At 53.6% G+C, this 25282-nt stretch carries 26 protein-coding genes and 1 tRNA gene; 15 read left to right on the forward strand and 12 right to left on the reverse strand.

Annotated elements, in window-relative coordinates; translation table 11 throughout:
• The first annotated feature begins 124 nt into the window (after positions 1 to 124).
• From katG to D7D48_RS05285, 10 genes are all read left to right on the forward strand, one after another.
• The gene (gene katG, locus D7D48_RS05235) at positions 125 to 2338 is read left to right on the forward strand and encodes a catalase/peroxidase HPI (protein ID WP_125230286.1); all 2214 of its coding nucleotides are present in this window, start codon (positions 125 to 127) and stop codon (positions 2336 to 2338) included.
• Between the two features lie 121 nt (positions 2339 to 2459).
• On the forward strand, positions 2460 to 2783 hold the full coding sequence (locus D7D48_RS05240; protein WP_125230287.1) for a c-type cytochrome: 324 nt from the start codon (positions 2460 to 2462) through the stop codon (positions 2781 to 2783).
• Between the two features lie 129 nt (positions 2784 to 2912).
• Positions 2913 to 4079, forward strand: a complete 1167-nt coding sequence (locus tag D7D48_RS05245; RefSeq protein WP_125230288.1) for a DSD1 family PLP-dependent enzyme — start codon at positions 2913 to 2915, stop codon at positions 4077 to 4079.
• A gap of 184 nt (positions 4080 to 4263) precedes the next feature.
• Positions 4264 to 5508 carry a Y-family DNA polymerase gene (locus D7D48_RS05250; RefSeq protein ID WP_125230289.1) on the forward strand — a complete coding sequence of 415 codons (1245 nt, stop codon included), beginning with the start codon at positions 4264 to 4266 and terminating at the stop codon, positions 5506 to 5508.
• Positions 5509 to 5936: 428 nt separating this feature from the next.
• Positions 5937 to 7118, forward strand: coding sequence for a tyrosine-type recombinase/integrase (locus tag D7D48_RS05260; protein ID WP_125230291.1), 1182 nt, complete (start codon positions 5937 to 5939; stop codon positions 7116 to 7118).
• A complete protein-coding gene (locus D7D48_RS05265; RefSeq protein WP_125230292.1) occupies positions 7115 to 7834 on the forward strand; it encodes a hypothetical protein in 720 nt (239 codons plus the stop codon). Before D7D48_RS05260 ends, D7D48_RS05265 begins: the two co-directional genes overlap by 4 nt.
• 72 nt (positions 7835 to 7906) lie before the next feature.
• A complete protein-coding gene (locus D7D48_RS05270; RefSeq protein ID WP_125230293.1) occupies positions 7907 to 8110 on the forward strand; it encodes a helix-turn-helix transcriptional regulator in 204 nt (67 codons plus the stop codon).
• Positions 8111 to 8457: 347 nt separating this feature from the next.
• Positions 8458 to 8733, forward strand: a complete 276-nt coding sequence (locus D7D48_RS05275; protein ID WP_125230294.1) for a hypothetical protein — start codon at positions 8458 to 8460, stop codon at positions 8731 to 8733.
• Complete coding sequence (locus D7D48_RS05280; RefSeq protein ID WP_125230295.1) at positions 8727 to 10940, forward strand: PriCT-2 domain-containing protein; 2214 nt, start codon at positions 8727 to 8729, stop codon at positions 10938 to 10940. Before D7D48_RS05275 ends, D7D48_RS05280 begins: the two co-directional genes overlap by 7 nt.
• 576 nt (positions 10941 to 11516) lie before the next feature.
• Complete coding sequence (locus D7D48_RS05285; RefSeq protein WP_125230296.1) at positions 11517 to 12011, forward strand: hypothetical protein; 495 nt, start codon at positions 11517 to 11519, stop codon at positions 12009 to 12011.
• A 101-nt stretch (positions 12012 to 12112) separates the two neighbouring features.
• On the opposite strand, the gene D7D48_RS10640 is transcribed toward D7D48_RS05285, so the two are convergent.
• Positions 12113 to 12340 carry a helix-turn-helix domain-containing protein gene (locus tag D7D48_RS10640; protein ID WP_425452544.1) on the reverse strand — a complete coding sequence of 76 codons (228 nt, stop codon included), beginning with the start codon at positions 12338 to 12340 and terminating at the stop codon, positions 12113 to 12115.
• Between the two features lie 112 nt (positions 12341 to 12452).
• Here D7D48_RS10640 and D7D48_RS05295 point away from each other — a divergent pair, with 112 nt between their 5' ends.
• The 4 genes from D7D48_RS05295 (at position 12453) to D7D48_RS05310 (ending at position 15910) form a co-directional block, all read left to right on the forward strand.
• Complete coding sequence (locus D7D48_RS05295; protein WP_125230297.1) at positions 12453 to 13142, forward strand: hypothetical protein; 690 nt, start codon at positions 12453 to 12455, stop codon at positions 13140 to 13142.
• A gap of 71 nt (positions 13143 to 13213) precedes the next feature.
• Positions 13214 to 13765, forward strand: a complete 552-nt coding sequence (locus D7D48_RS05300) for a hypothetical protein (RefSeq protein WP_185739785.1) — start codon at positions 13214 to 13216, stop codon at positions 13763 to 13765.
• A 542-nt stretch (positions 13766 to 14307) separates the two neighbouring features.
• A complete protein-coding gene (locus D7D48_RS10645; RefSeq protein WP_221738622.1) occupies positions 14308 to 14754 on the forward strand; it encodes a transferrin-binding protein-like solute binding protein in 447 nt (148 codons plus the stop codon).
• A gap of 13 nt (positions 14755 to 14767) precedes the next feature.
• A complete protein-coding gene (locus tag D7D48_RS05310; RefSeq protein WP_125230300.1) occupies positions 14768 to 15910 on the forward strand; it encodes a tetratricopeptide repeat protein in 1143 nt (380 codons plus the stop codon).
• Positions 15911 to 16772: 862 nt separating this feature from the next.
• Here D7D48_RS05310 and D7D48_RS05320 read toward each other — a convergent pair.
• The 3 genes from D7D48_RS05320 to D7D48_RS05330 form a co-directional block, all read right to left on the reverse strand.
• Entirely contained in the window at positions 16773 to 17390 is a 618-nt protein-coding gene (locus D7D48_RS05320) for a hypothetical protein (RefSeq protein WP_125230302.1), read from the reverse strand.
• A 14-nt stretch (positions 17391 to 17404) separates the two neighbouring features.
• Positions 17405 to 17734, reverse strand: a complete 330-nt coding sequence (locus D7D48_RS05325; protein WP_125230303.1) for a hypothetical protein — start codon at positions 17732 to 17734, stop codon at positions 17405 to 17407.
• A 278-nt stretch (positions 17735 to 18012) separates the two neighbouring features.
• Positions 18013 to 18102 (reverse strand) — tRNA-Ser (locus tag D7D48_RS05330).
• A gap of 132 nt (positions 18103 to 18234) precedes the next feature.
• On the opposite strand from D7D48_RS05330, the gene hspQ reads away from it, so the two are divergent.
• Entirely contained in the window at positions 18235 to 18585 is a 351-nt protein-coding gene (hspQ, locus tag D7D48_RS05335; protein WP_125230304.1) for a heat shock protein HspQ, read from the forward strand.
• 33 nt (positions 18586 to 18618) lie between these two features.
• On the opposite strand, the gene D7D48_RS05340 is transcribed toward hspQ, so the two are convergent.
• From D7D48_RS05340 to D7D48_RS05370, 8 genes are all read right to left on the reverse strand, one after another.
• Positions 18619 to 19317: an aspartate/glutamate racemase family protein gene (locus tag D7D48_RS05340; RefSeq protein ID WP_125230305.1), complete on the reverse strand. Its 699-nt coding sequence runs from the start codon at positions 19315 to 19317 to the stop codon at positions 18619 to 18621.
• 79 nt (positions 19318 to 19396) lie between these two features.
• On the reverse strand, positions 19397 to 20779 hold the full coding sequence (locus D7D48_RS05345) for an NAD(P)(+) transhydrogenase (Re/Si-specific) subunit beta (RefSeq protein WP_125230887.1): 1383 nt from the start codon (positions 20777 to 20779) through the stop codon (positions 19397 to 19399).
• 31 nt (positions 20780 to 20810) lie between these two features.
• Positions 20811 to 21092, reverse strand: a complete 282-nt coding sequence (locus tag D7D48_RS05350) for an NAD(P) transhydrogenase subunit alpha part 2 (protein ID WP_125230306.1) — start codon at positions 21090 to 21092, stop codon at positions 20811 to 20813.
• A gap of 9 nt (positions 21093 to 21101) precedes the next feature.
• Positions 21102 to 22229 carry an NAD(P) transhydrogenase subunit alpha gene (locus tag D7D48_RS05355; RefSeq protein ID WP_125230888.1) on the reverse strand — a complete coding sequence of 376 codons (1128 nt, stop codon included), beginning with the start codon at positions 22227 to 22229 and terminating at the stop codon, positions 21102 to 21104.
• A 3-nt stretch (positions 22230 to 22232) separates the two neighbouring features.
• Positions 22233 to 22367, reverse strand: coding sequence for a hypothetical protein (locus D7D48_RS10620; protein ID WP_281274254.1), 135 nt, complete (start codon positions 22365 to 22367; stop codon positions 22233 to 22235).
• A 171-nt stretch (positions 22368 to 22538) separates the two neighbouring features.
• Positions 22539 to 22958, reverse strand: a complete 420-nt coding sequence (locus D7D48_RS05360) for a DUF2177 family protein (RefSeq protein ID WP_125230307.1) — start codon at positions 22956 to 22958, stop codon at positions 22539 to 22541.
• Positions 22959 to 23030: 72 nt separating this feature from the next.
• Complete coding sequence (gene folP, locus D7D48_RS05365) at positions 23031 to 24116, reverse strand: dihydropteroate synthase (protein ID WP_245964341.1); 1086 nt, start codon at positions 24114 to 24116, stop codon at positions 23031 to 23033.
• A 23-nt stretch (positions 24117 to 24139) separates the two neighbouring features.
• Positions 24140 to 25243 carry a site-specific DNA-methyltransferase gene (locus D7D48_RS05370; RefSeq protein ID WP_125230308.1) on the reverse strand — a complete coding sequence of 368 codons (1104 nt, stop codon included), beginning with the start codon at positions 25241 to 25243 and terminating at the stop codon, positions 24140 to 24142.
• Positions 25244 to 25282 lie beyond the last annotated feature (39 nt).

The following is a 25282-nucleotide window of genomic DNA, read 5'->3' on the forward strand; positions in this document are numbered from 1 at the left end:
CGGGCTTTCATCAATACAATCGATTATTCTGACCAATCAATCTCGTTGGGCTTCATGACGCGCCGTCAATATGACATCCTTATCCCATGGAGAATCCAGGGCAAAACGGGAGATTTTTCACGTCATGAAAATACGCAACATCCTTACTGTCGCTTTGCTGGCCGCCACATCATCGATGGCGCTGAGCACTGCTGCAGTTGCTGAAACAGCAGAAACAAAAACCGAGTGGTGGCCAAAGAAAGTGGACCTTACCGCATTGCGTCAAAATGAAGCGCGCGCCAACCCTTATGGCGACGATTTCAATTATGCTGCGGAATTTGCCTCGCTCGATCTGGACGCCGTAAAGGCAGATATTCGCAAAACATTGACCACATCGCAACCATGGTGGCCCGCGGATTATGGACATTATGGTCCATTCTTCATCCGTATGGCATGGCACAGCGCCGGCACATATCGCACCGGCGATGGTCGCGGCGGTTCTGATGGCGGTGAACTTCGGTTTGAACCGCTGAACTCATGGCCTGACAACGTCAATTTGGACAAGGCGCGTCGTCTGGTGTGGCCAATCAAGCAAAAATATGGCCGCAAGCTTTCATGGGGTGACCTCATGGTTCTTGCGGGCAATGTCGCCATGGAAGATATGGGCTTCAAAACCCTTGGCTTTGCTGGCGGACGCGTAGATTCATGGCAGCCTGACCTTGTTTTCTGGGGTCCTGAGGCCGAATTGCTGGCGGATCGCCGCCGCGATTCAAAGGGCAATCTCAAGGGACCATTGGCTGCATCGCAAATGGGCCTGATCTATGTGAACCCAGAAGGACCCAATGGCGTTCCTGACCCACTTGCCGCAGCTGCAGAAATCCGCCGCGCGTTCAGTTCAATGGCGATGAACGATGCCGAAACCGCGGCATTGATCGCGGGTGGACATACCTTTGGTAAGGCGCATGGTGCAAAGAAGCCAGAAGAGTGCGTTGCCGGTGATCCGGGCGTTTCCCCGATTGAACAGCAAGGCCTCGGCTGGAAGAATAAATGTGGTAAAGGCCATTCAGAAGACACGATCACCAGCGGATTAGAGGGCGCATGGACATCAAACCCCATCGCTTTCACGACCCAATATCTGGACAATCTGTACGGCTTTGAATGGGTGAAAACTAAGAGCCCAGCGGGCGCCACGCAGTGGATCCCTAGCGACCCAGCGGCCGCCAATATGGTGCCGGATGCGTTTCGTGCGGACGTCCGCCACGCGCCCATCATGTTCACAACCGACATCGCTTTGCGGGAAGACCCCGGTTTCCGGAAAATCACGCAGCGCTGGCAGAAAAATCCGCAAGAATTTGCTGATGCCTTCGCGCAAGCTTGGTTCAAGTTGACCCACCGCGACATGGGTCCACAAGCCCGTTATTTGGGTAAGGATGCACCAAAGGTTACTTTGACCTGGCAGGATCCACTACCCAAGGCGAATTATGCGCCAGTCGACGCTGCTGATATTGGCCAGTTGAAGTCCAATATATTGGCGAGCGGCCTGACCACGGCTGAGCTGGTGCGGACCGCATGGGCTTCGGCATCTTCATTCCGTGCGACAGATATGCGTGGCGGAGCAAACGGCGCACGTCTGCGGCTTGCCCCGCAAAAGGATTGGGCCGTCAATAATCCTGCCGAAGTGGCGAAGGTCATTGCAAAGCTTGAAACTGTGCGCACAGCGTTCAACAAGAGCGCCACTGGTGGCAAGCAAGTAAGCCTTGCCGATTTGATCGTGCTCGGCGGAAACGCGGCTATTGAACAAGCTGCGAAAGCAGCTGGACAGGACATTGTTGTTCCATTCAACGCAGGACGTGTTGATGCGACGCAAAGCCAAACGGATGTTGAATCCTTTAACCAGCTGCAGCCAAAGGCTGATGGTTTCCGCAACTATTTTGCCTCGGACGCCTTTTATGGACCGACCGAAGCACTGATAGACAAAGCGGACTTGCTTGGCCTTACCGTAACCGAAACAACCGTATTGGTTGGCGGTATGCGCGTATTGGGTGCAAATGCCGGTGGTTCAACCGCAGGCGTCTTCACCAGCAAGCCTGGCACATTGACCAACGACTTCTTCACCAATTTGCTGTCGATGGACACAGTCTGGACGAAGTCCGCAACCGACGCAGGCCTGTATGAAGGCAAGGACCGGGCGACCGGCGCCGCGAAATGGACCGCAACGCCTGTCGATCTGGTGTTTGGTTCCAATGCCGAATTGCGGGCCGTCGCTGAAGTCTATGCTTCGGACGATGCAAAGCAGAAGTTCGTGACCGACTTTGTTGCGGCATGGACCAAAGTGATGAACGCAGATCGTTTCCAGTAAACACGGACATAAGCGGCGGCGGGTCATTCCGTCGCCGCTTATTCTTAACCATTTTTTGAGCAATATTGTGCCCATCACTCTGCGCCTATCTCTATCCATTTTCGGCTTGGCGATTGCGCTGATGGCCACATCTTTTACGCCTGCCACAGCGCAAAAGGCGCGTCCTGCTGCCTTTGCCCAATGCGCCGGATGCCACGCAACCGAAGCTGGCAAAAACCTTTTCGGGCCAAGTTTGGCCGATGTGGGTGGCAGACGGGCCGGTTCGCTTCCGGGTTATGCCTATAGCCCTGCCCTGAAGGCGTCGGGTTTGACATGGAACGCAAAAACCCTCGACCGCTGGCTTACATCGCCCCGAAAGACCGTACCGGGCACCAAAATGCCCTTTAACGGGATACATGACCCTAAATCACGTGAACAGGTCATTGCCTATTTGCTGACGCTATAACCCACGCGCACGGCGGGCATCCATCCAAGTTCCGTAATTCAAGTGGTAAAGCCTATACGCAGCCGTTAACTGCGCCATAAGATGTGCGACATTAGGATCGACACACACCGGCAGGAGGAAAAACAGCCTATGCGTGCAGCAACATCCCCCGAAGCGGCCCAGTCGCGCATTGGAACGCTCGAAACCCCCTGCCTGATTATTGATGCCGCGCGTATGGACCGCAACATCGCGCGCTTACGCGACAGGCTGGCTCCCATGGGCGTGCCACTGCGCCCACATCTGAAAACAGCAAAGTCGATTGAAGTTGCTGTTCGGGCGATGTCTTCGCCGCAAGGCCCCGCAACAGTTTCAACGCTCAAGGAAGCCGCATTTTTTGCCGCTGCTGGCGTTCGCGACATAATCTATGCGGTTGGCATCACCCCGTGTAAGCTGGCGAAAGTTATTGAGCTGCGCCAAAATGGCGTAGACCTCGCGGTAATCCTCGACACCGTTGAGCAAGCTGAAGCGGTTGCGTTGGCCTCTCGCACCAGCGGAGAGGTTATCCCCGCATTGATCGAGATCGACTGTGATGGGCATCGTTCTGGCGTGCCCCCGCAGGATAAAGATCGCCTCCTGTCCATCGGCCGGGCGATTACGCAGGGTGGCGAGCTACGGGGTGTTATGACTCATGCCGGCGGAAGCTACGCCGCGCGCGGGGCCACAGCCCTGCGGCAAGCAGCAGAAACCGAACGCCGCAGCGTTGTCGACGCGGCAAATATTCTCCGACAGGCTGGCCTGCCCTGCCCCGTGGTCAGCGTGGGATCCACCCCAACGGCGCATTATGCCACTGACCTTAGCGGCGTCACGGAGGTCCGCGCAGGTGTCTTCGTCTTTTTTGACTTAGTCATGGCGGGCATTGGTATTTGCGAAATTGACGACATCGCCATGTCCGTGCTTGCAACGGTTATCGGGCATCAGCGCGAAAAAGGTTGGATTTTAATAGATGCGGGCTGGATGGCCATGTCCCAAGATCGGGGCACGTCGAAGCAGCAGATTGATCAAGGCTATGGCCTCGTCTGCGATAGCGCTGGCACGCCGTTTCAGGATCTTATTCTGGCGGATGCTAATCAAGAACATGGCATCCTAAAGGTGCGTCCGGGGTCGAACGCGGCGCTTCCCGAACTCGCCATTGGTGATCGCGTGCGCATTTTGCCCAATCACGCCTGCGCTACCGGCGCGCAGCATCGCAGCTACCACATCGTGCATGGCACGTCAGATATCGTTACCAATGAGTGGGTGCGTTTTACAGGCTGGTAAAGCGCATGCAGAAATTGCTTTCGCGCTGGGCGCCAAAGGGCAGCAAAGGCTGGCGCGCGATTTAACAAGAAAGTGTCACTCGACACTCCCAACATCCCTTTTCAAAGCTGCAGATCTGTCAACTCGCTTGCGCCGATGTTCTGTTTATGTTCTTTTACAAATCCCTCTCCGATTCGGCACTCCCATGCGCAAACCAGACACAATCGAGCACCTCTATTTGGACTTTGACGGCTTTTTTGCGAGCGTTGAGCAGTTGCGAAACCCTGCCTTACGCGGGCGTCCTATCGGCATTGTTCCCTATGAGGGCGGACGTTCGTGCATCATCGCCTGTTCACGCGAAGCGAAAGCGCACGGCGTCAAAAACATAATGATGGTGGATGAAGCCAAGCGGATATGTCGCGATCTAATTTTGGTACCGCAAAAGCCAGATTTATACAGGCGTGCGCATAACGAGCTTATATCGCAAATTGGCTCCGTAATCCCGGTCGATCAGGTCAAGTCGATTGACGAATTAAGTTGCAAACTTGACGAAGGGCAAAGGGCCGATCCGGCTGGCGTGGCTGCGGCTATCAAGCGGACGATCCGCTATAATATCGGCGCAAGCATCACATGCTCTATCGGCTTTGCCGCCAATCGCCATTTGGCCAAAATTGCAGGCGGGACGCAAAAGCCGGATGGCATTTCTATCTGGCGACCTGAGGCCATGCCTGCCCCCTTATTGAAGCTCCCCTTGGATGATATACCGGGCATCGGGAAAAGGATGGAAATTCGGCTTGCAAAAGCTGGGATAACGACAATGGCGGCCTTGCTGGCGACCCAACCTAAACAGCTTCGCGCTTTGTGGAATAATGTTACCGGCGAGCGGCTTTGGTATGCGCTACACGGCTATGCGATAGAAGCACCGCCTACCGAACGCGGCATGTTCGGCCATGCAAGGGTTTTGCCGCCCGATGCGCGGACGTTGACGGATGCTAAGACAATATCGCGCCTGTTGCTTGTGAAAGCAGCTCGGCGGGTGCGCAGGGCCGGATATTACACAAAGTCCATTACCCTATGGATGCAATATTATGAGGGGAGCGGGTTTGACAGCCTGACACTGCCACAAGTGAATGACGATCAAGCGCTGCTAACCGCGCTCGCTTCTCTTTGGGAACGCCTTACAAGCCGCCTGACTAGCAAAACGAGGGTGATGCGTATCGGTGTTAGTCTTGGCGATCTAACAACTGCCAATCATCGCCAGCTCGATTTTTTGTTGGATGACGATTCCGAACGACAAAAATGGGAACGGCTGGGGTCTGCGCTTGACCGGCTTAATATCAAATATGGCAAAACGGTTGCCAGTGTCGGTTTTTGGGAGCCGCCGCCCGGTGGCAATGTTGGTGGTAAAATATCATTTACGCGGATTCCCAGTGCAGAGGATTTTTGGTGAACTGGCGAAGCAATATCCAAATACTCGATTTGGACGCAAACAACTGGCTGGAACTGACTTGCAAGAAATGCGGAACGTTCCGGTGGCTAACGGGTGCAGAGTTACAAGCGCGGAAGGGAAAAGAGCGGCTAACTTTAGGCGAAGTCGAAAGTCGCGCACGGTGTCGGCAGCGCGGGTGCGGTGGCACTATGCGGATGGCCATGCCCGCGCCTCAAGACACGGCTGGGTTTGTCGGCGGAATTGCTTAAAAATTGGCGGAGAGATAGTCCGCCGATCAGCGCTCCAACATCGTCCAATGAAATCCCAAATACCCTCTTAAAAACGAGGTTTTTTATGGATTGACTGCAACTTATTGTCCAGCGTCATCTATTGCCATCCCACCGCATCTGTGTAAATTGTGGTGGGATATATGGTGGGATGACAGGCCAGTGACACTTACAGCGCTAGAAATAAAGAATGCCAAACCGGGCCTCCACTCCGACGGCGGCGGCCTGTACCTTCACGTAGGTCCTACCGGCGGGACCAGTTGGATATTCCGCTACCAATTAGATAAAAGGCGGCGGGAGATGGGTATCGGCTCACTCGCCGCACTCACTGCCCCCGAAGCCCGCGCGAAGGCCGCCTCGTTGAAGGCTATGGTCGCTGGAGGGCAGGATCCTCTTGACGCAAGACGTGCAACGCAGGCCTCCGCGCGAGAGGCCGCCGCTTTGGCTGTAGCGCCGACGGCATCACATACATTTCGCGACGCCGCGGAACGGCACATAGCGATGAAGGAAACGGGCTGGTCAAACCCTAAGCATCGGCAGCAGTGGGCGAACACGCTTGAGACCTACGCTTATCCGACCATCGGTAACATGCCTGTAGAAGACATTACGTCGGCACACGTCCTCGACGTCCTGCTTCCGATATGGCCCGTGAAGCCCGAGACGGCCAGCCGTGTGCGGATGCGGGTTGAAGCTGTACTGAACAGTGCCAAGCTTCTCGGCTGGCGCATTGGCGAGAACCCAGCGGTTTGGCGTGGCGGCCTTGAGGCTGCATTGCCGCCAAAGTCTCGGGTGAAGGCCGTAAGGCACCACGCCGCCCTGCCATGGCAACAAGTTGCAGCCTTCATGGCCGACTTACGTGCCCGCAGTGGAATTGGCGCAAGGGCCTTGGAATTCACCGTTTTGACAGCTGCGCGCTCGGGCGAAGTGCGACACGCGCAATGGGCCGAAATCAAGGATGACTTATGGATTGTTCCTGCGGAGCGAATGAAGGCGCGGCGTGAACACCGCGTTCCGCTCTCCCCCGCCGCACTGGCACTGCTTGAGCAGATGCCACGTATCGAAGGCTGCCCTTTGATTTTCCCGGGCACACGGATGTCTCCCCTATCCGATATGTCGCTAAGTGCAGTGCTTAAGCGCATGGATCTCGGCGCGTTTACGGTTCACGGGTTCCGCTCAACTTTCCGCGATTGGGCGGCAGAAAACACCGACCATGACCGCGATGCGGTCGAGATGGCCCTCGCCCACACCATAGGTAGCAAGACAGAAGCGGCGTACCGCCGTGGTGACATGCTGCCAAAGCGAATGAAACTGATGGCTGAATGGGCCGACTGGTGTGGCGCATGATTGATCGTCGTTTCAGAGAGGCTCTCCGCAAGGCGCATGTTGACGGAGATGGCGAAGCTGTCGCAGACATATGGCGCAAGGTCGCAAACAGCAAGATGTCGGTCGAGGAGACGCTCGCTTGGGCTAAGACTGTAGGAGACTGGATAACTGAGACCAATGAAACATCACCATCGCGGACGCCGGAAGGGGAGCCTACGCCGTTGACGCGGGTTGACCGCATTCACGCCGCACTTGCGGTCACCGGATGGGCAGAGCCTACACGGGATAGCCTAAGTGATGAGTACCATCTCCTTCAGTTTGCAACGAAATACTCACATGTACAGCGCACAGCGGCAACTGCGATATGGCAACTTATTCACCGCGGTAAGGCGTCACAGCGCACACGTGAGGAATGGCTCGATTACGTTGCGAAAGGCATCACCGAAGCCGAACTCCCCGACGGCGCGAACCGGCGTGGCGATGCCATGCTGAAAACGATTGGGCTTAAAGGGCATGAACACGGACAACTTGAGATGCTAGTGAAAATTTTACTGCAATGGATGGTTGCTCTGCGGAAGGATGCATATTCTAAAAACTCAAGGTCGCACACTGTGTCACTGCGAAAAAGGCTTCAGGCGATCAACGTTATACCTGAGGACATAACTGAGGAAGAAGAGAAAAAGTGGGAGCGCATAATCCGCAATGAGAAGCTTGCTCTCAAAATAAAATCGAAATGACAAAAATGCCGGACGACTGACCCGCGAGCGTGCTTAAAAGACGGTGTTGCATCAATTAGGAGTATGCAACACATGACCAAAGAGTACCACCCAGACGCGTATCTGCGGCTTAAGACTATCATCGGCGATAAAAAGAAAGGGGTGCCCGGCATCCTTCCAATGGGCGCCAGCACCTTTTGGGCTGGCGTAGCATCGGGCCGCTACCCCAAGCCAACGAAGCTTGGACCCCGCATCACTGCTTGGCGCGCCGCCGACATTATCAACCTCACCATTTAAAAGAAAAGCCAGCGCCTCCCGTGCAAGGAGATGCTGGCCAAGAAGGTATCTTACAATGAAATTTATAGCAAATAAATCTGCTGGTTACCAGCAGAACCTTACACATGGTGTAAGAACATGACCCGGTCGAAAGCAGTGCGCATGCGCGCAAAACGGAAGATACACGCCCAAACGCGGGTAAGGGTCGGTAGTCACACGCTCGAAGTCACGATCTACAAAGTCGACGGATTAACGGTTATTCAAAAAGAGTGGTCACCGACCAAACCGAGCGCCGCCGAGTTGCGGAACATGAACTCTGCTCTCCACAAGTCACTTCTGGAAGCCACTTGGAAAGCCGGAGGTGCCGTATGACCGCCTTCGAAGCAATCGGCCCGCTAGAGAGCGGCCCGGGCGCGGGTCTTCCGGTAATCATGCGCACCCGTCACCGCATGTCGCCAGATTACGTCGTCCAGATCACGCTGTTCGACGGCGACGGCGTATTCACGATTGGCAAGAGCTGGTATCCAGATGTCCCCAGTGCGCCTGAGATGGAGGTATTTGAAAAGAAACTGGCCAAGGTTTTGGCACCCTTCCTAGAGGCGGCGCTCCAATGCGCTGGATTGATGGAAGGTGACCTATGGTGAACCTTCCCCAAACAGCGCCTGCGCCTCTGCGTGATATGCCGAACTGGGTGGTTTATCGGTTGGAAAAACACCCAAACGAAGACAGGCAGGAAAAAATACCACACTGGGCCGATGGTACACAGAGGTTCGGCACACAGGGCGGACCAGAGGATCGCGCACGCCTAGTGACGTTTGAGGTGGCGCGTGAGGCTGCGATACGCATGGGCTTCGATGGCGTCGGCTTTGCCCACACTGAAGGGTGCGGCATTGTTACGCTCGACTTTGACAAATGCGTCGGGCCTGACGGCAAGGTGCGGCAGGACGTTCTTGACCTCGTGACCATGACGTACGCCGAATACAGTCCGAGCGGCAAAGGCATCCACGCGATCTTCATTGGTGACGCGGATATATTGGGTAACCAAAAGGCGAACGTCAGCGAGGGGCTGGACTTCTCTGTCGAGGCATTCAGCTCAAAATTGTTTACAACTTTCACTGGCAACACGCTGGATTACGTCGACGTACTTTACGGTGCGGACTACCTAGCGCCTTTGCCAGACATCACAATCGCCGCATGTCAGAAGCGTTTCGGTCCACAGAAAGCCAAGGACGACCCCGACGACTTCATGATCGGACATGAGCCGAAGACTGGCCTTTCCGTGTCGCAGATGGAGGGGATGCTCGCTGTTCTCGACCCTGACATGTCACGTGAGGACTGGATCAAGCCCGGCATGGGTCTGCATCACGAGACCGACGGCGACGACACCGGCTTCGAGATCTGGAACGACTGGTCGGCGAAGGGGTCGAAGTACCCCGGTGAGGAAGAGCTGCGGAAGCAGTGGGACAGTTTTGACCGCCGTAAAAGCTCCGGGCAGGCTAACATAACAATGCGCACCGTTAAGAAAATGGCGAAGGAGGCTGGCTACCAAGATCCTGGCATCGACATTTCCGCTGTGCAGCCCGCAGACGTGCCGAAGGTAGACGCCACGCCGTCACACCCCCTTCTCGACCCGTTTCCCGGCTTCATGGCGGATGTGGTATACCTCGCGCTGGCGACAGCACATAAACGCCAACCGGCTATGACGTTGCTAGGAGTGTTGGTCGCCATGGCATCAGCCTGTGGGTCGAAGATCTACCTACCGGATGGGATGCGCCTTAATTTGTACGGCCTCTGCGCTGCACCCACAGGCTCAGGCAAAGACCACATCCTCCACGTCACCGGCGAGATTGCGCGCGCGGCTGGCGCACGCAGGCTCGGTGAGTTTGCATCGGGCGCAGGCCTCGAAGATGCGCTTTGCGAGGGTGGTATTTTCGCAAGTATCGACGAAATCGCGCATGTGCTCTCAGTCCGCGGAGATAACGGCGGCCAGCATGTGAGGGAAGTCGAGAAGATGCTGCTGAAGCTGTTTTCGGCGAGCAAAGCAGATTACCATACCCGAGTGAAAGCTGGCACAGCCTCGCGCTGTGTTGCCAACCCTTCGTTGAACCTGATGGGCTTCGCCGTTCCATCCAAACTCGGCGAGGCTTTAACCGAAGGTGATATTGCCTCGGGATTGCTCAACCGGATGCTGATTGCGGTCGGAGATGGTGCGGCTCGTCCTCAGCCCGGATTGCGCGAGAAGTTCGAGCTTGATGCAACGATGATCTCAAAGCTGGAAGCCCTTCGTTTCGCATCGGGAGCGATAACATTCAGCGCCGAAGCCGAACAGCGCGTCGAAGAACTGAATGTCGAGTTGTATGATGCCGAGCAACGCTTGCCCGAGGAGGCGCCAGAACGGCTTCTTCTGTCTCGGAAACTGGAGAAGACACTCCGCATAGCTGGCGTGCTATCCGTCTTTGACTTGCCCGGTAGCCCCCAAATTAAAATCGCACACCTCGATTGGGCTATCAATTTCGTGGAGGTAAGCGACGGCATGCTTCTTCAGTTTATCGAGCGACATATGCACGGCGGCAAGGTTCAGGCAAATGCTGCGAAGGTGAAAGACATTGCGCGCTCACTCCTACTCACGCGGCCAGAGAAGTGCCGCCCGACTGAGGCACACGCTCTGGCGAAGGGCTATGCGCCCGTATCGCTGGTTGCCAAGCGGTGTCATCTAAATGTGTCGGACATGAAAGACGCGATAGCTCAGTTGGAAATGTGTGGGGATATGCAGAAAACTACTTTTGCGCACGCGCCAACTCACGGCAGAGGCGGCAAATGCGACGTCATCTATTTTCCGAATGATTTGTGATTTCCGAGGCATCTGTCCGCAACTGTCCGCAGTGATTTGCGGACAGATAAACGTCTGATTTCCGAGGGGTTGAGGGGTAAAATGCTTACTGTCCGCAAATACCCACCCTCACAAAATATACCTCTCCTCGTACGAGTTAGGGGGGCAAACTGCGGACAGCTCGTTTTTCCCCTGTGACCCGCATAAATCCAACATTTATCTGTCCGCAAATCACTGCGGACAGTTGCGGACAGATAGCCCCCTCGTAAAATTTTACGTGCACTCCAAACTGCCCAGCTTCTCCCGCGGAGCGTGTCACATTGCAATTTTTTACAAGTTACAGAACCATGGCTCCTCCGGGGAAGTGATCTGAAAAAACTACCGGTTGCCATAACCGCAACCGATATATCGACAAAAACGATGAAATATGCCATTTGCGCAGAGTATTTCGATTAATCTGCGGAGGCAAGCATGGGCGGACACGGATCTGGGCGACGCAGCAACCGTTGGACCACGGACGACTGCCTCCGCATCAACCTCTCGAACCTAAAGCAGCTCGGCAATTTGCAACGGAATTGGATGGCCCGACATGAGGAAGTGAGGAGCCAATACGGCCAGACCACCGCAAGGCTAACGGTGGTAACCGACGTTCACTGCCTTGAACCTTCGCCATGTCTGAGGGTCACGGGACACGCGTTCGGCAAGGTCATTAACTGCGTGGTGTATCTGGAAGAGCAGCCCTTGCCTTATGGCGGGGAGCGTTGGTTCGCATTGTGCCCGCATACGGGCCGCAGGTGCACCGCGCTGGTGCTACCGCCGGGTCAGACCCACTTTGCCTCTGTAAAGGGCTGGAACGTGGCCTACGGCTCGCAACGAGAGTGCCCGATACACCGAGGCCACCGCGCCATATACAAGGCTCAGGAGCGCCGAAAGGCGCTGTCCAAGTATACGCGTAAGCCAACGCGAGAAAGGCTGTTGGACAAGCTGATCGAGCGGCAGGTATTCGTTGATGAGCAGATCGACAAGCTGATGGAGATGGTGTTTCGATGCGATGCCGCAGCGGGTGCACGCCGACGCGGGAACGGTTGGTAGATCGGTTGATCGAGCGTCAGGTCTTTGTTGAGGAGCAAATCGACAAGCTGGCACAGATGGGCCGTCGGGTTGTCAGTCTTGGTATTCCTGATATCGCGAGCTTAACTTGTAACATCGGTTAGCAGCGCAGACGGCGTTGTGTTCAGTGCCACAGCTATCGAAGTTATAACTTTCAGTGATGGGTTTCTTTGGGCGCGCTCGATCCCGCCTAAATACCTGACGTCTACCCCTACTCGGTGGGACAGCTCTTCCTGAGACATGCCCATCTGACGCCTCTTTTGGAGGACGTTGGTTGCAAAAACGCTAACCCAGTTCACCTCGCTATTCACCTGAGCGCTTAGGCGCTGTTGTAATAATTCAAACAAGGAACTATAGTTCCCATCAATGATATTTGCTGGTCGAGCGCGCTGGAGAATTCTTCGCGCTTGAGGGGGGAACTAGATGAAAAAATTGATAACATTCGGCGTGGCGTTTTTAGCTGCCACAGGATCGCATGCTCAGCAGCAGGTAAGCACCGCTGAGCAAGTAGTTTCTGCTAATGCCCCGGTCGCTTTAGAGCAGTGTGAATTGCGGGTTTTCCCAACGCTTGAAGCAGGCGCCGACACACGGACCCTTGTAGGTAGCTTTGGACTAATAGGTGCGCTTGTCGATGCCGCCGCTACTGAAAAGCAAGATGCCACTGATGGTGCGTATCTGAAAGAAGCCCTTGCACCACCGCAGCAGGTAAAAGCTCTTTCCAGCTTCGATCTTGTTGGGGCGTTAAAGTTGCCGTCGTCGAACGTGGTGTTCGAAGAACCGCTGGCTAACAAATCTCTTAATTCTAAGCAAAGGCTAACCGGTTCAACAGTCAATTGTTACTTTGAATTGGTGATCACTAAAAATCAGTACATGAAAGCGCCTCTTAGCGGCGGTTCGTTGTCAAACAGCTTTGTTCTAAGGGACTTCCGCGCAGTGAAGCCACGAGCTGGGGTGCACGCAGGCCGCGTTGGCAAGGTATACAAGGGCCGTGGAGACACGGGCCTCAAGGTCTTCCCGCCGGAAACCACTTACATGACCGAAGAGGCTGAAAAGGAGCTTCACGGAGCGTTCGCTGCCAACGTGCGGGAATTTGCGGCGAAAATAAAAAAATAGCAACACTTAGGCAGGGTTGGCGGCTGTCGACACTGTGAGACTTACTTTGGCCGTTAACATTGGGGTGATATATGAAAAAAGTTGTGACTAGCATTATGATGCTAATGATTTCCACGAACGCTTTGGCACAGGGCCAAGCAAGTGTCGTTCAAACCCCGTCAGGCGCCGTCGGTGTTGCTAGCCAATCGGAGGTCACGCTACCATCCAACACAGAAGTCATTCTGCGAATGACGGATGATTTGACAACCAAGGGTGGAAAAATCGAAGTAGGGCACGTGTTCCGGCTGACGGTTGCATTTGACGTTCGAGCACAGGGTGTTGTGGTTATCCCTGCTGGCACGCCAGCAACTGGAGAAGTAACCATGCGAACCGGCAAGGCCGTTTTCGGCAAATCGGGAAAAATGGACGTAGAGCTGCGCCAAATCGATTTGTATGGCCGCCGCATCCCTGTGACTGGGAAATACCGCCAAGAGGGTGAAGGCAACACGCTAGCTGCCGTGGGTGCTGTTTTCTTAGCCGCTGGCTTGATGTTTGTTACCGGCAAGAGCGCCGTGATCCCTAGAGGCCGCGAACTTGTTGCGTACACAATCACCCCTGAACCATTTCCTGTACCCAGCAAATAATTTAGTTTCGAAGTTAGGAACGTTCTATGGATAGACGTATTGCAGTTGGCTCTGCCATCGTGTTTTCGTTGCTATCAGCCTGTGGCGGCGGCGGAAGCGGCGGCGGTGTGAGTTCAACACCAGCGCCTCCAATAAACACTCCTCCACCTCCACCTCCACCTCCACCGCTACCACCTCCTCCTCCGCCGACTACTTTCACAAATTGGCAGTCAGCGCCTACCAATGGTGTAGTTAGGCTGTCTGGGAGCACGGTTGAGGCGCCTAATACTAACCCAACCGGATTAAGTATTTCTGGCGCTCCAAATATATTTGGCACTTTGGGCACTGTCAGTGCTGGGGACCTCACCTTAGATATTACCTACGCGGCAAATGCCCAGACCGGTTTTGCGGTGCGAGGTGGGCTGTCATCTGTGAACTTTACTAATTCCGACGGCTCAACGAAAATACGGCTCGCAGACAGCCCGAGTATCATAAAATATTCATCCCCCAGCGGGACAACCACGTTGTATGTGGCGGACCCAACTGTGGCTGGCTACTCCTACATGACTTATGGAGCTTGGGGTGGAAAAACTGCAACCGGAGGACTTAGTAACGGGTTCCATGGCGGCAGCGTCACACCGTCCGGATCAGTTCCTACATCTGGTTCTGTTACATATACGGGCGCGGCAGTTGGCTATTACGCCGACGAAGGTGGAAATAGAATTCGTGAATTTACTGATCGTGTAACTTTAGCCGCAAATTTTGGATCAAGGTCGCTGCTTTTTTCGGCACCGGGCATAGTCGGTACATTAACATACAGCTCGGGTTCGAGTACATTTTCTGGACCAATTTCGTCTAATACAAATTTCGGTTGGTCTGGAACCGCCACAGGTAGCTTTTATGGCCCGGGTGCTCAAGAAGTTGCGGGGACATTTTTTATGAGGAGTATCTTCGGTACTTGCAGCCCCGGATGCCAATTCGTTGGGGCGTTTGGAGCTAAGCGCCCTTAACAGGGCTATTTGAATGACACCCGTGGATGTCAATGCCCAGGTAATCGTTACCTCCCCTGCGGAGATCGACAGCCAGTTTCAATCGGCACTACGCTTGATCGATATCGGTCAGGCACAGTTAGCTGTGCCAATCTTGCAAGAGTTGTCCAAAAAAACTGCCTCAAATCGTATTCGCCTTGAATTAGCCCGCGCCCTGTCGTTCTCTGGCCAGTATGAAGAGGCCCGACGGCTTTTTGTTTTGATATACAAAGAAGGGCCGCCCCCAGCGGTGAAGCTAACGATCCTTAGGTTCATCGACCAAATTGACCTGCGGCGTGGAAAATTTACGTTCAGCGTATCCGCAGCGAAAATGTCGAACCCACTTAACCAGCCGGATGCAGTGCAGGTCTTCTTTCTTGGTACACCATTCACCATCCAGTTAAACCAAGAAGACCGGAACCTATCGGGCATTATCCTAAACGCCGGTTACGAAAGAATTTTCGGCAACGGATACAGTATACGTGCAATCACTTCACACCGTGAAATGCCAAAGCATCCGAACGCAGATCTAACAAGTGGCGACTTTTCTGTCGGCAAGCAAATCGCGAGTAAACCGCTGGAAGTAAGGGCTGGCTTTCAATTCCAGCACATGACGAACCAGTCTTCCAATATGCCCTATGTGGAAATCGGCTATCGAAAAGAGCTTGCTCCTGAGATTGACGTCCAGCCAAGGTTGCAGGTTGGATATCATAGCTTTCAAGGTGGAGCAGGATTGTCAGGTATGAGCTACCGGGTCCATGCCCCTGTTACATATTCACCAAAACCGACACTAGGCGTGTCTATTGGACCACGCATAGAGTTCAGAGACACGGCTTTTGCCGAACAGCGCTTTGTTAGTGCGGGGTTAGCATTAGATGCCGCCTACACTGCCAACGATTTCACGATCTCAGCGACGGTATTTCCATATACCACTCAGTTCCAAGCGACTGACCCTTTCTGGGGAAAAAGGCGTTCTGATAAGGCGTTGTTCGTAGGCGCTGTTCTCAGTTCCGACTATTTGAGAGTTGGAGGTTTCATCCCCACCTTAAGCCCCTATTGCGGGTTTAACAGCTCGAATATCACCTACTATAAGGTTAACAACTGCGGGATCAGTTTTGCTGCTCGTAAGATTTTCTGATCTGCCACGCGGCTGTAAGTCGCTTACTGTCGAAGAACGTTTAACCGGGGGATAACCTTTTCCTTCGTTCTATCGCCTTAATGCGACCTCTGCCAAGCTTCGACCTGCGCCCTGCTGATCTCTTCAGGATAACAAATCGGCGCAGCTCCTCCAGCTCGGCTCCACGCGCTGCGTCGACCACATGAAGAACCATTGCGAGCGCTATTGTAAGGGCAAGCGCAACTACCGGGATACGACGCAATCGATGCAGAGATGATCTGCTGCCGAATTTGAGCATCTGACAGCCTGCTTCTCGCTTCAGTGACCGAAGCCGTTGCAGCTAATGCGCAAATTCCAATGATTATCGCGGTAAAGCTTCTCATTCTAAGCCCCTCATGGTGCATCAACCAAATCGGCACCCTCACCGGCTCCTTTTTGAAATAGAAGTCAGCTTGCCTTCAATTAGACAGGTCCGTAACATATTAAATGGATGGAGAGAGGTAACTATGAAGTCAAGAAATTGGATATTACCGATACTTTTAGCCTTGTCCGCTTGTGGTGATGAATGCAGTTCATACTCAGATTACAGCTGCAAACAGATATCCAAAGCTAACTACAATGTGTATTTCTATATGCCAAACGGGGATCAGATTTACCTCGGCGAAACCGAAGGGCTTAAATCATGCGGCAACAGTGCATGGGGCTATGCAACACAAAAAAATATAAGCGAGAATACCGACTGGGGCTACATTTGCTGTATGATTGCAAAAGGCTCATCTTGTTATGAGAAGCACAGATAGAATGAAGTCAATCCAGCAGGCAGCGCATTGGCCTGCGATCCGTCTGCATAGGAAGTATCGTTAATCGATTGTGGACTTGAAACTCATTTAGATGACTTCAAACGTAGCTCGATGCTAGTTATCGCTTTTGCACTCTCCAGCGTTGACATTTTATCTATCGCAATCAGCTCAGCCTTATGTTTGGCCAGATAGTAAGCAATATCAGCCGCATAATCACTGCCGGACATCATCTCGATAATACGTTCACTAAACGGAACATCGGATGCAAAAATCACATTATCAAAGTCAGCAAACAGGTGCATCCGCGGCTGGGCTGCTACCAACCATTTCTCAATAGTTTGGTTTAGAGTTGAAGGTGAGCTAGTAGCGGATGCGTCCCCTGCCCCAGCCGATGGAACATAGGGAGGCGTGTTGTCACGGCGCATGTAATCAGTCTGCTGTCTTATACGCTCGGCTTCGGCCCTGTCCCGCTCTGCTCTTGCCCTTGAAGCTTCCATCGCCTCAAGTCGTTGCATCTGTAATATTGGGTCAGGCATTTTTATCTGAGGGGGGCGAACCTTTAACGCCACCATGGGATCGAAGCCCTGTCCAAAGGCACTATTGGGTACGAGCACAATAAGTGACGCGGTAAATACAAAACGCAGAATTTTCACAGTCGCATACCTTAATTCGTGAGCTTCGATAATCTTGACAAGTTGCATAGGCCCTATGCCATTCACCTTACCTGATGGACTTTGTCTCCGACGATCATTACCATACTACTACTGCCGTTGGATAAAATTAATGCACGTGGACGAAGGGCATATTGATAGCCGTAGCTCGAACAAGTTACGTATTTCCCGTCATCAAAAACAATGACACGACCAAAGCGGCATCCTCTAAAGGATGTTTCTTCCCCATCATCGTCGATACTCTTCGAAATGGTTTTAACAGCTACGATTGTATACCCAACGTAAGACGAAAGGTCATCTGCCAGATCTGCCTTTACCGGTGGTGTCCACAGAGCGAGAATAGCTATCAGTGTTGCAACCTTGGCAAATCTCATTTTCGTTCCTTAGGTAACCCTTTTGACCGGCCACCACTAAATGGCCCGAGTTGATTGCTAGAACGTAATGCCATCTTTGGCCAGTGTTGGTCGCAGGTGGAGCATCATGGGGCCGCAGGGTCACACTAGCAAAGGAGCGGCGTGTAGGATGCGGATGTGCGTTACTCCTGCCCTGCTCCTACTTGCATCAAACAGGCTTGCTGTTTTCGTCAAAGTGGTGGGACAAGTGGTGGGATAAACCGCATCTATTCCAATAATTAACGTATTTGCGTTGTAATTGGCGGAGAGATAGGGATTCGAACCCTAGGTACCGTCACCGGCACGCCGCATTTCGAGTGCGGTGCTTTCGACCACTCAGCCATCTCTCCGCAATTCATAGGGACTGGTCATTGCCGTAAAAACGGCGCATCCCCATGACAGAGCGGGGCCATTAACCCAAGTTTTTCGCTTTGCCAAGCCACAAGGTTGATTTGCGCGCCAGAAGATATGATATTGTAGCCATGATTGACCAAATAGCTCCTCCCGACATTGTCGAAACGAAGTTTTCTATCGGTGATGTTGTGCGCCATCGCATATTCGATTTTCGCGGTGTCGTGTTCGACATTGATCCTGTGTTTGCCAATAGCGAAGAATGGTATCAGTCCATCCCCGAGCCGGTAAGGCCAGCAAAAGACCAGCCATTTTACCACCTATTCGCCGAAAATGCCGAGAGCAGCTATATCGCTTATGTGAGCCAGCAGAATTTACTGCCCGACCATCAACAAGGGCCCATCAACCACCCCGGCATTGATGCGGTTTTTGAAGGGTGGGATGGCGACCAATATCAATTGAAGCGGCTTATGCGTCAGTAAACTTTGCGTGACCGGCGAGTGATGCCAAAAGGCTTATGCTGCGTCCGCAAGAATCCAATCTACACCTGCGTCGGCATGAATTTCGGCGCTGTCATAGATAGGCAGGACATTGGCTTTGGTGTCGACGAGCATGCTTAACTCGGTGCAACCCAGCACAACCGCTTTCATGCCTTGCTGATCAATTTCAGTGATGATCGTTTTCAACATGCGTTCGGAATCGCGTTTTACTACGCCGTGCATCAGTTCGTCATAGATGATACGCTCAACGTCTTGGACATCGTCCATCTCAGCGGGCAGCAAGGATACGCCATGCTTTACGAGGCGCTGACGATACCAATTTTCCGCCATGACATTTGCCGTACCCAGCAACGCGGCAGACGAAACGGCGTCCGCCTGCATTTTCGCACCAACCGAGTCGGCAATATGGATGATCGAGATCGAAACAGCCGCGGCCACATCATCAAACACTTTATGCATGCTGTTGGCGCAAATGAGTATCGCGGTGGCACCAGCCTGTTCCAGACGGCGTGCAGAAGCAATCAGCACGTCTGCCACATGGGCCCAGTCTTCCTGTGTGCTGGCCTTACCGACATCACAGAAATTAAGGCTCTCCATCAGCAACGGCGCATTGCACGTCCCATTGGTGCGCCGGAGGACCTGTTTATTGATGCGTGCGTAATATAATTCGGTCGAATACCAGCTCAATCCGCCGATCAGTCCAAGTTTACGCATGTTCATTACCTTTGATAGAAACAAATACCGCCCCGATTTGGCTCGGGACGGCATTTATCTATCGATAGCTTGAACTGGCCTAGTGCTGCAAGGCTTTGACGATGTCTTCGCACATCTTCTTCGCATCGGCGAGAAGCATCATCGTTTGGTCCATGTAGAACACGTCATTGTCAACGCCGGCATAGCCAACGCCGCCCATGGAACGCTTCACGAAGAACACGGTCTTTGCCTTATCGACGTCAAACACGGGCATGCCATAAATGGGCGAAGTCTTGTCCGTTTTCGCCGCGGGGTTCACAACGTCATTGGCGCCAATGATGAAGGCGACATCGGCTTGTGCAAATTCGCTATTGATATCCTCAAGCTCGAAAACTTCGTCATAAGGCACGGATGCTTCAGCCAACAAAACGTTCATATGGCCGGGCATACGCCCCGCAACAGGGTGGATCGCATATTTCACCGAAACGCCCTGCTTTTTCAAAACATCTGCCATTTCGCGTAATATGTGCTGCGCCTGCGCAACCGCCATGCCGTAGCCGGGTACGATGATGACGCTTTCCGCCTGCTGCATCATATAAGCCGCATCTTCGGCGGAGCCGCGCTTCCAAGGGCGCTGTTCCTTAGCTTCGCCGCCCGATACAGCTGCCTCCGCACCGAAGCCACCCGCGATCACGCTGATGAAGCTGCGGTTCATGGCCTTGCACATGATGTAGGACAAAATCGCCCCCGACGAGCCGACAAGCGCACCGGTGATGATCATTGCTGTGTTATGCAGCGTAAAGCCCATGGCAGCCGCCGCCCAACCCGAATAGCTGTTCAGCATCGACACCACGACGGGCATATCCGCGCCACCGATGGGGATGATGAGCAAGAAGCCAATGAGGAAAGCCAGCGCGGTAACGGTCCAGAAAATCCAAGGGCTTTGGTCCACAGTGAAGTAACCAATAAGGCCAAGGATTGCCGCCAAAGTGCCCAAGTTGATAACATGGCGCAGCGGCAAGAGGATTGGCGCGCCCGACATTTTTCCCGCCAGTTTCAGAAATGCGATGACGGATCCTGAGAAGGTGATTGCACCGATCGCGATGCCCAAGCCCATTTCTACACGGCTGACGGGGTTAATCAGGCCATCTTCACCAACAATACCAAAGGCACTGGGGTTCAAAAACGCGGCAGCCGCGACCAATACAGCCGCCATACCGACGAGCGAGTGGAACGCCGCCACAAGCTGCGGCATGTCGGTCATCGCAATCTTACGCGCCGTGACCCAACCAATGCCGCCACCGATGGCGATAGCCCCCATAATTTCAGGCAGAGACGCAACATCATGCGTGACCAATGTCGTTACCACGGCAATCAACATTCCAGCCATACCGAAGTGATTGCCGCGTTGCGATGTGGCGGGCGAAGACAATCCGCGCAGCGCCAATATGAAAAACACGCCCGAAATCAAATATGCGAGCATGACCCATGCGGGGGGAGCGATATGTTCCAACTTAACGCTCCTTTTTCTTATACATGGCCAGCATACGGGCCGTTACAGCAAAGCCGCCGAAGATATTCACGCTGGCCAATGCTACGGCAATTAGGCCAAGCCATTTGGCGGTCGGTGAACCACCTGCGGCTGCCGCGATCAAAGCACCAACAATGATAACCGAAGAAATTGCGTTTGTGACCGCCATCAGCGGCGTGTGCAACGCGGGGGTAACAGACCAGACGACATAATAGCCCACGAAACAGGCCATCACGAAGATGGATAAGATTGAAATAAAGTCCATTATGCCCCCTTACGCCGACAGGCGTTCATTCACGACCTTGCCATCTTTGGTCAGGCGAATTGCTGCGGTAATTTCATCTTCATCCGGTAATACAGGCTTGCCAGCTTCCTTGTCCCAAAAGGCGGAAAGGAAGTTGAACAAATTGCGCGCGTAAAGCGCCGATGCGTCCGCCGCTAAATGCGCTGGCGTGTTGCTGTAGCCGACGATTTTTACGCCATGTTTGATGACGATTTCGTCCGCCTTCGAACCTTCAACATTGCCACCTTGAGCAACAGCAAGGTCGAAAATGACCGAACCGGGCTTCATGCTGGCAATCTGCGCGTCAGACACCAGACGCGGTGCCGGACGCCCCGGGATCAACGCGGTTGTGATAACAATGTCTTGCTTGGCGATATGCGCGGAGACCAGCTCGGCTTGCGCAACCTTATATTCGTCGGACATTTCGGTCGCATAACCACCAGCGCCCTCACCCTCGATCCCGGCAACATTCTCGACGAAGATTGCTTTTGCACCCAGAGATTCGATTTGTTCCTTGGTGGCAGAGCGCACATCGGTTGCCGATACTTGTGCGCCCAAACGGCGCGCGGTTGCAATCGCTTGGAGCCCGGCAACGCCAACGCCCATGATAAACGCCTTAGCAGCGCTAACCGTGCCAGCGGCTGTCATCATCATTGGAAAGGCACGGCCATAAACCGATGCCGCCTCAATCACAGCTTTATATCCGGACAGGTTCGACTGCGAAGACAATATGTCCATCGACTGCGCACGCGTAATGCGCGGCATGAATTCCATCGCCAGAGCTTCTACGCCTGCCTTGGCATAAGCATCAACGCGCGCACGCTGCCCAAAGGGGTCAAGCCCCGCAACCAGCCACGCTCCGGGCTTCATCCCCTTCAGCGCCTTTGGATCCGGTCCTTGAACACCAAGGATTATATCCGCGTCCTTCAGGACAGAAGCCAGATTGCCGACTACCGCACCCGCAGTTTCATAATCGCTATCGCCGATGGATGCCCCGACCCCCGCGTCATTCTCAACCGAAATCGTCGCACCTAATGCGATGAATTTCTTAACAGTTTCAGGTGACGCAGAAACGCGTGTTTCGCCAGCGGTGGTTTCCCTCAGGACAGCGATTTTCACCATTTAAGCCGCGCGGCTTGCGATGATCAAAACCACGATAGCGGTGACAATCGCGGTAACAATTGTACCCCATTTGAAGAATGTGACGAAACCTTCATATGTTTCTTTTGCGGGTCCAAGATCGTGATTGTTTGCCAAAACAGCCTCCGTATTAAATATAATATTTATAAGCTTTAACTGGTGATTTTCTAATGCTCAAGCGCGATGAACAAAGAAAATGTCATCACGACAAAAACGGCCCTTTATCGCTTCCGCTTCGCAAAGGTTGTTAAGGTATCCCGTTTATTCTCGAGATGGGTGTTCACCAATCTAGATATTCTTGCCTAATAAAGCCTGCGTGATCCAAAAACCGACCAACGACGCCGATCCTGTTAAGAACGTACCCCAGATGATATCGAGTATGGTGACTTTCGTGCTCCACACTTTCAACGTGGCATAATTGGTCAAATCATATGTCATATAGCAAAAGAAGCCCATCAACGCGCCCCAAATGAGCGCGGTCTGCCACTTGCCGGTCAACAATGCTGGCCCGACAGCAAAGATCATCATGCCCAAAATATATAGCAGATAGAAAATGATGGCCGGCCCCATGCGAAAACCGCCCTTCATCAGCAATTCGCCAATCTCAGGCTGATATAACCGCGTATACATGCTCCGCAGCCAAACACTGTCGATGGCCGCAAAGGCGATGCCGGTTGCGATGTATCCGACGATATATTTTAGTAGCATTTCAAATTCCTCTCCATATTGCCGCAAAACTGCCAAACGAAATAGGAGGGGTCAAGGCTGTGTATGTAACGGCTAGCCCTGCAATGCCGCGTCACGAAGACCACGCCAGACCTTAATTGCCTGTATGGTCTCTGCAGCATCATGAACGCGGACAATATGTGCGCCCTGCTCCACCGCTTTAATGGCGAGAAAGATTGAACCGCCAAGGCGATCAGCTGCCTCCGCCTCATTCGAAAGCGCCCCAATCAATCTTTTACGGCTAGCGCCAAACAATAAGGCGCAGCCCAGCCCATGATAGATCGCCAGATTGTTGATGATCGCCAGATTATCAGCCAAAGTCTTTCCAAACCCGATGCCCGGATCAACCAATATCATTTCACGCGACAAGCCTGCCGCTTCGACCGCCGAAACCCGCTGCTCAAGCCAGTCGAACACATCGTACACGACATCATCATAAACGCCGTCTTTATGCGGGTCGTTGCTTTGGCTCGGGGCGTGCATCAGCACCACAGGAACATTGCTCTTACGCGCAACGTCTACGGCGCGATCGTCATATAAAAGCGCAGAGATGTCATTGATCATCGTCGCACCAGCCTGCAACGCGCCCTCCATCACCGGCGCCTTGCGTGTGTCGATGGAGATTGCAGTACCGGCTCCTGCGAGCCGCCGGATCAGGGGCGCGACACGATTAAGCTCCTCGCCTTCCGCAATCAAAGGCGCACCAGGCCGCGTCGACTCCCCGCCAATATCAATGATGGCCGCCCCCGCGGTGCTCATCGCGACAGCCGCTTTAGCCGCAATATCTGTGTCTAAATTCTTGCCACCATCTGAAAAGCTGTCTGGGGTAGCATTGATAATCGCCATGACCTGCGGTTGCTCAAGACTAACCCTATGCGTGCCCATCTGCAACGCAGCGCGGGGCGCGGTTATACGTTCGAGCAGCATCGCGCAGCGTGCGCGCGCGGACTGCGGCAGTGCCGCTACGAAGGCATCCCATTCGCGAACGGCGACCAACTTCCGCTGTGTTGTTGCTGCGTCGCGTGATATAAATTCTATTTGCGAGAACCACAGCATGGTTCCCGCCAAGCGCAAGCTATCACCTTCGTGCCGCTGCGGGGTTTCGACAAAACCGGTCGGAAGAAGATAGATTTTTGTCACGGCTCAGTTGCAAGCAAATAGGTTTACCGCAGATCGTCAATCGGCTTCATCGCGCCATCGGGCGCCGCATAATGCCAATAGGTCCACCCATTGCAGCTTGGCGCATTTTGAATGCTTGAGCCGACCTTATGAATGGAACCGTCCACCACGCCGCACATGATAGAGCCATCGGCGCGTACCGTCGCCTCAAACTGACGCTTGCGGTCAAATAGCTTTGTGCCGGGATTGAGATAGCCAGCTTCCACCAATTGGCCAAATGCAACCTTTGGCGCGGACTTGGGCGACTGCATGGTTTTGATCGCGCTTTCATCCAGAGGCAATGCCGCCGCAATACGTTCTTCTGCGACTTCGCAATAAACCGCTTCACGCTCACAACCAATCCAGTCCCGGCCAAGACGCCGCGCAACTGCGCCTGTTGTTCCCGTTCCGAAAAATGGATCGAGCACCACGTCGCCAGGTTTCGTGCATGCGAGTAATATGCGATACAGCAAAGCTTCAGGCTTTTGCGTCGGGTGTGCCTTCACACCATTGCGCTTCAGCCGCTCTTGCCCGCCACAAATCGGAATCAACCAATCAGAACGCATTTGAAGCTCGTCATTCAACGTCTTCATTGCGCGATAGTTGAAGGTATATTTCGACTTCTCGCTTTTTGACGCCCAAATCAAAGTCTCATGGGCATTGGTGAAGCGTGTGCCCTTAAAATTCGGCATCGGGTTGGACTTGCGCCAAACGATGTCGTTCAGGATCCAATAGCCAGCATCCTGTACCGCCGTGCCAACGCGGAAGATGTTATGATAACTGCCAATGACCCACAACGAACCGTTAGGCTTCAATATACGCCGCGCCTCCGCCAGCCATTCGCGGGTGAACTTGTCATAAATGGCAAAGCTAGCAAACTTGTCCCAATCATCATCGACTGCATCGACCTTGCTATTGTCAGGCCGCAACAAATCGCCACCAAGTTGCAAATTATAGGGCGGGTCGGCAAAGACCATGTCGATGGAGCAATCGGGCAAGGAACGCATGGCCGCAATGCAGTCCATCCGCAAAATCTGATTACGCGGCAGGTCCTGTGCCGGTGCCAGCTTTGCTTTTGTTGCTGGTCTAATTTTCTCAATAACACCCATAGTCTGCTCCCTTTGGCGCTTACAAAGCTGCGATGAGTC

Source organism: Sphingorhabdus wooponensis (assembly GCF_003933235.1).
GTDB classification, from domain to species: Bacteria; Pseudomonadota; Alphaproteobacteria; order Sphingomonadales; family Sphingomonadaceae; genus Sphingorhabdus_B; species Sphingorhabdus_B wooponensis.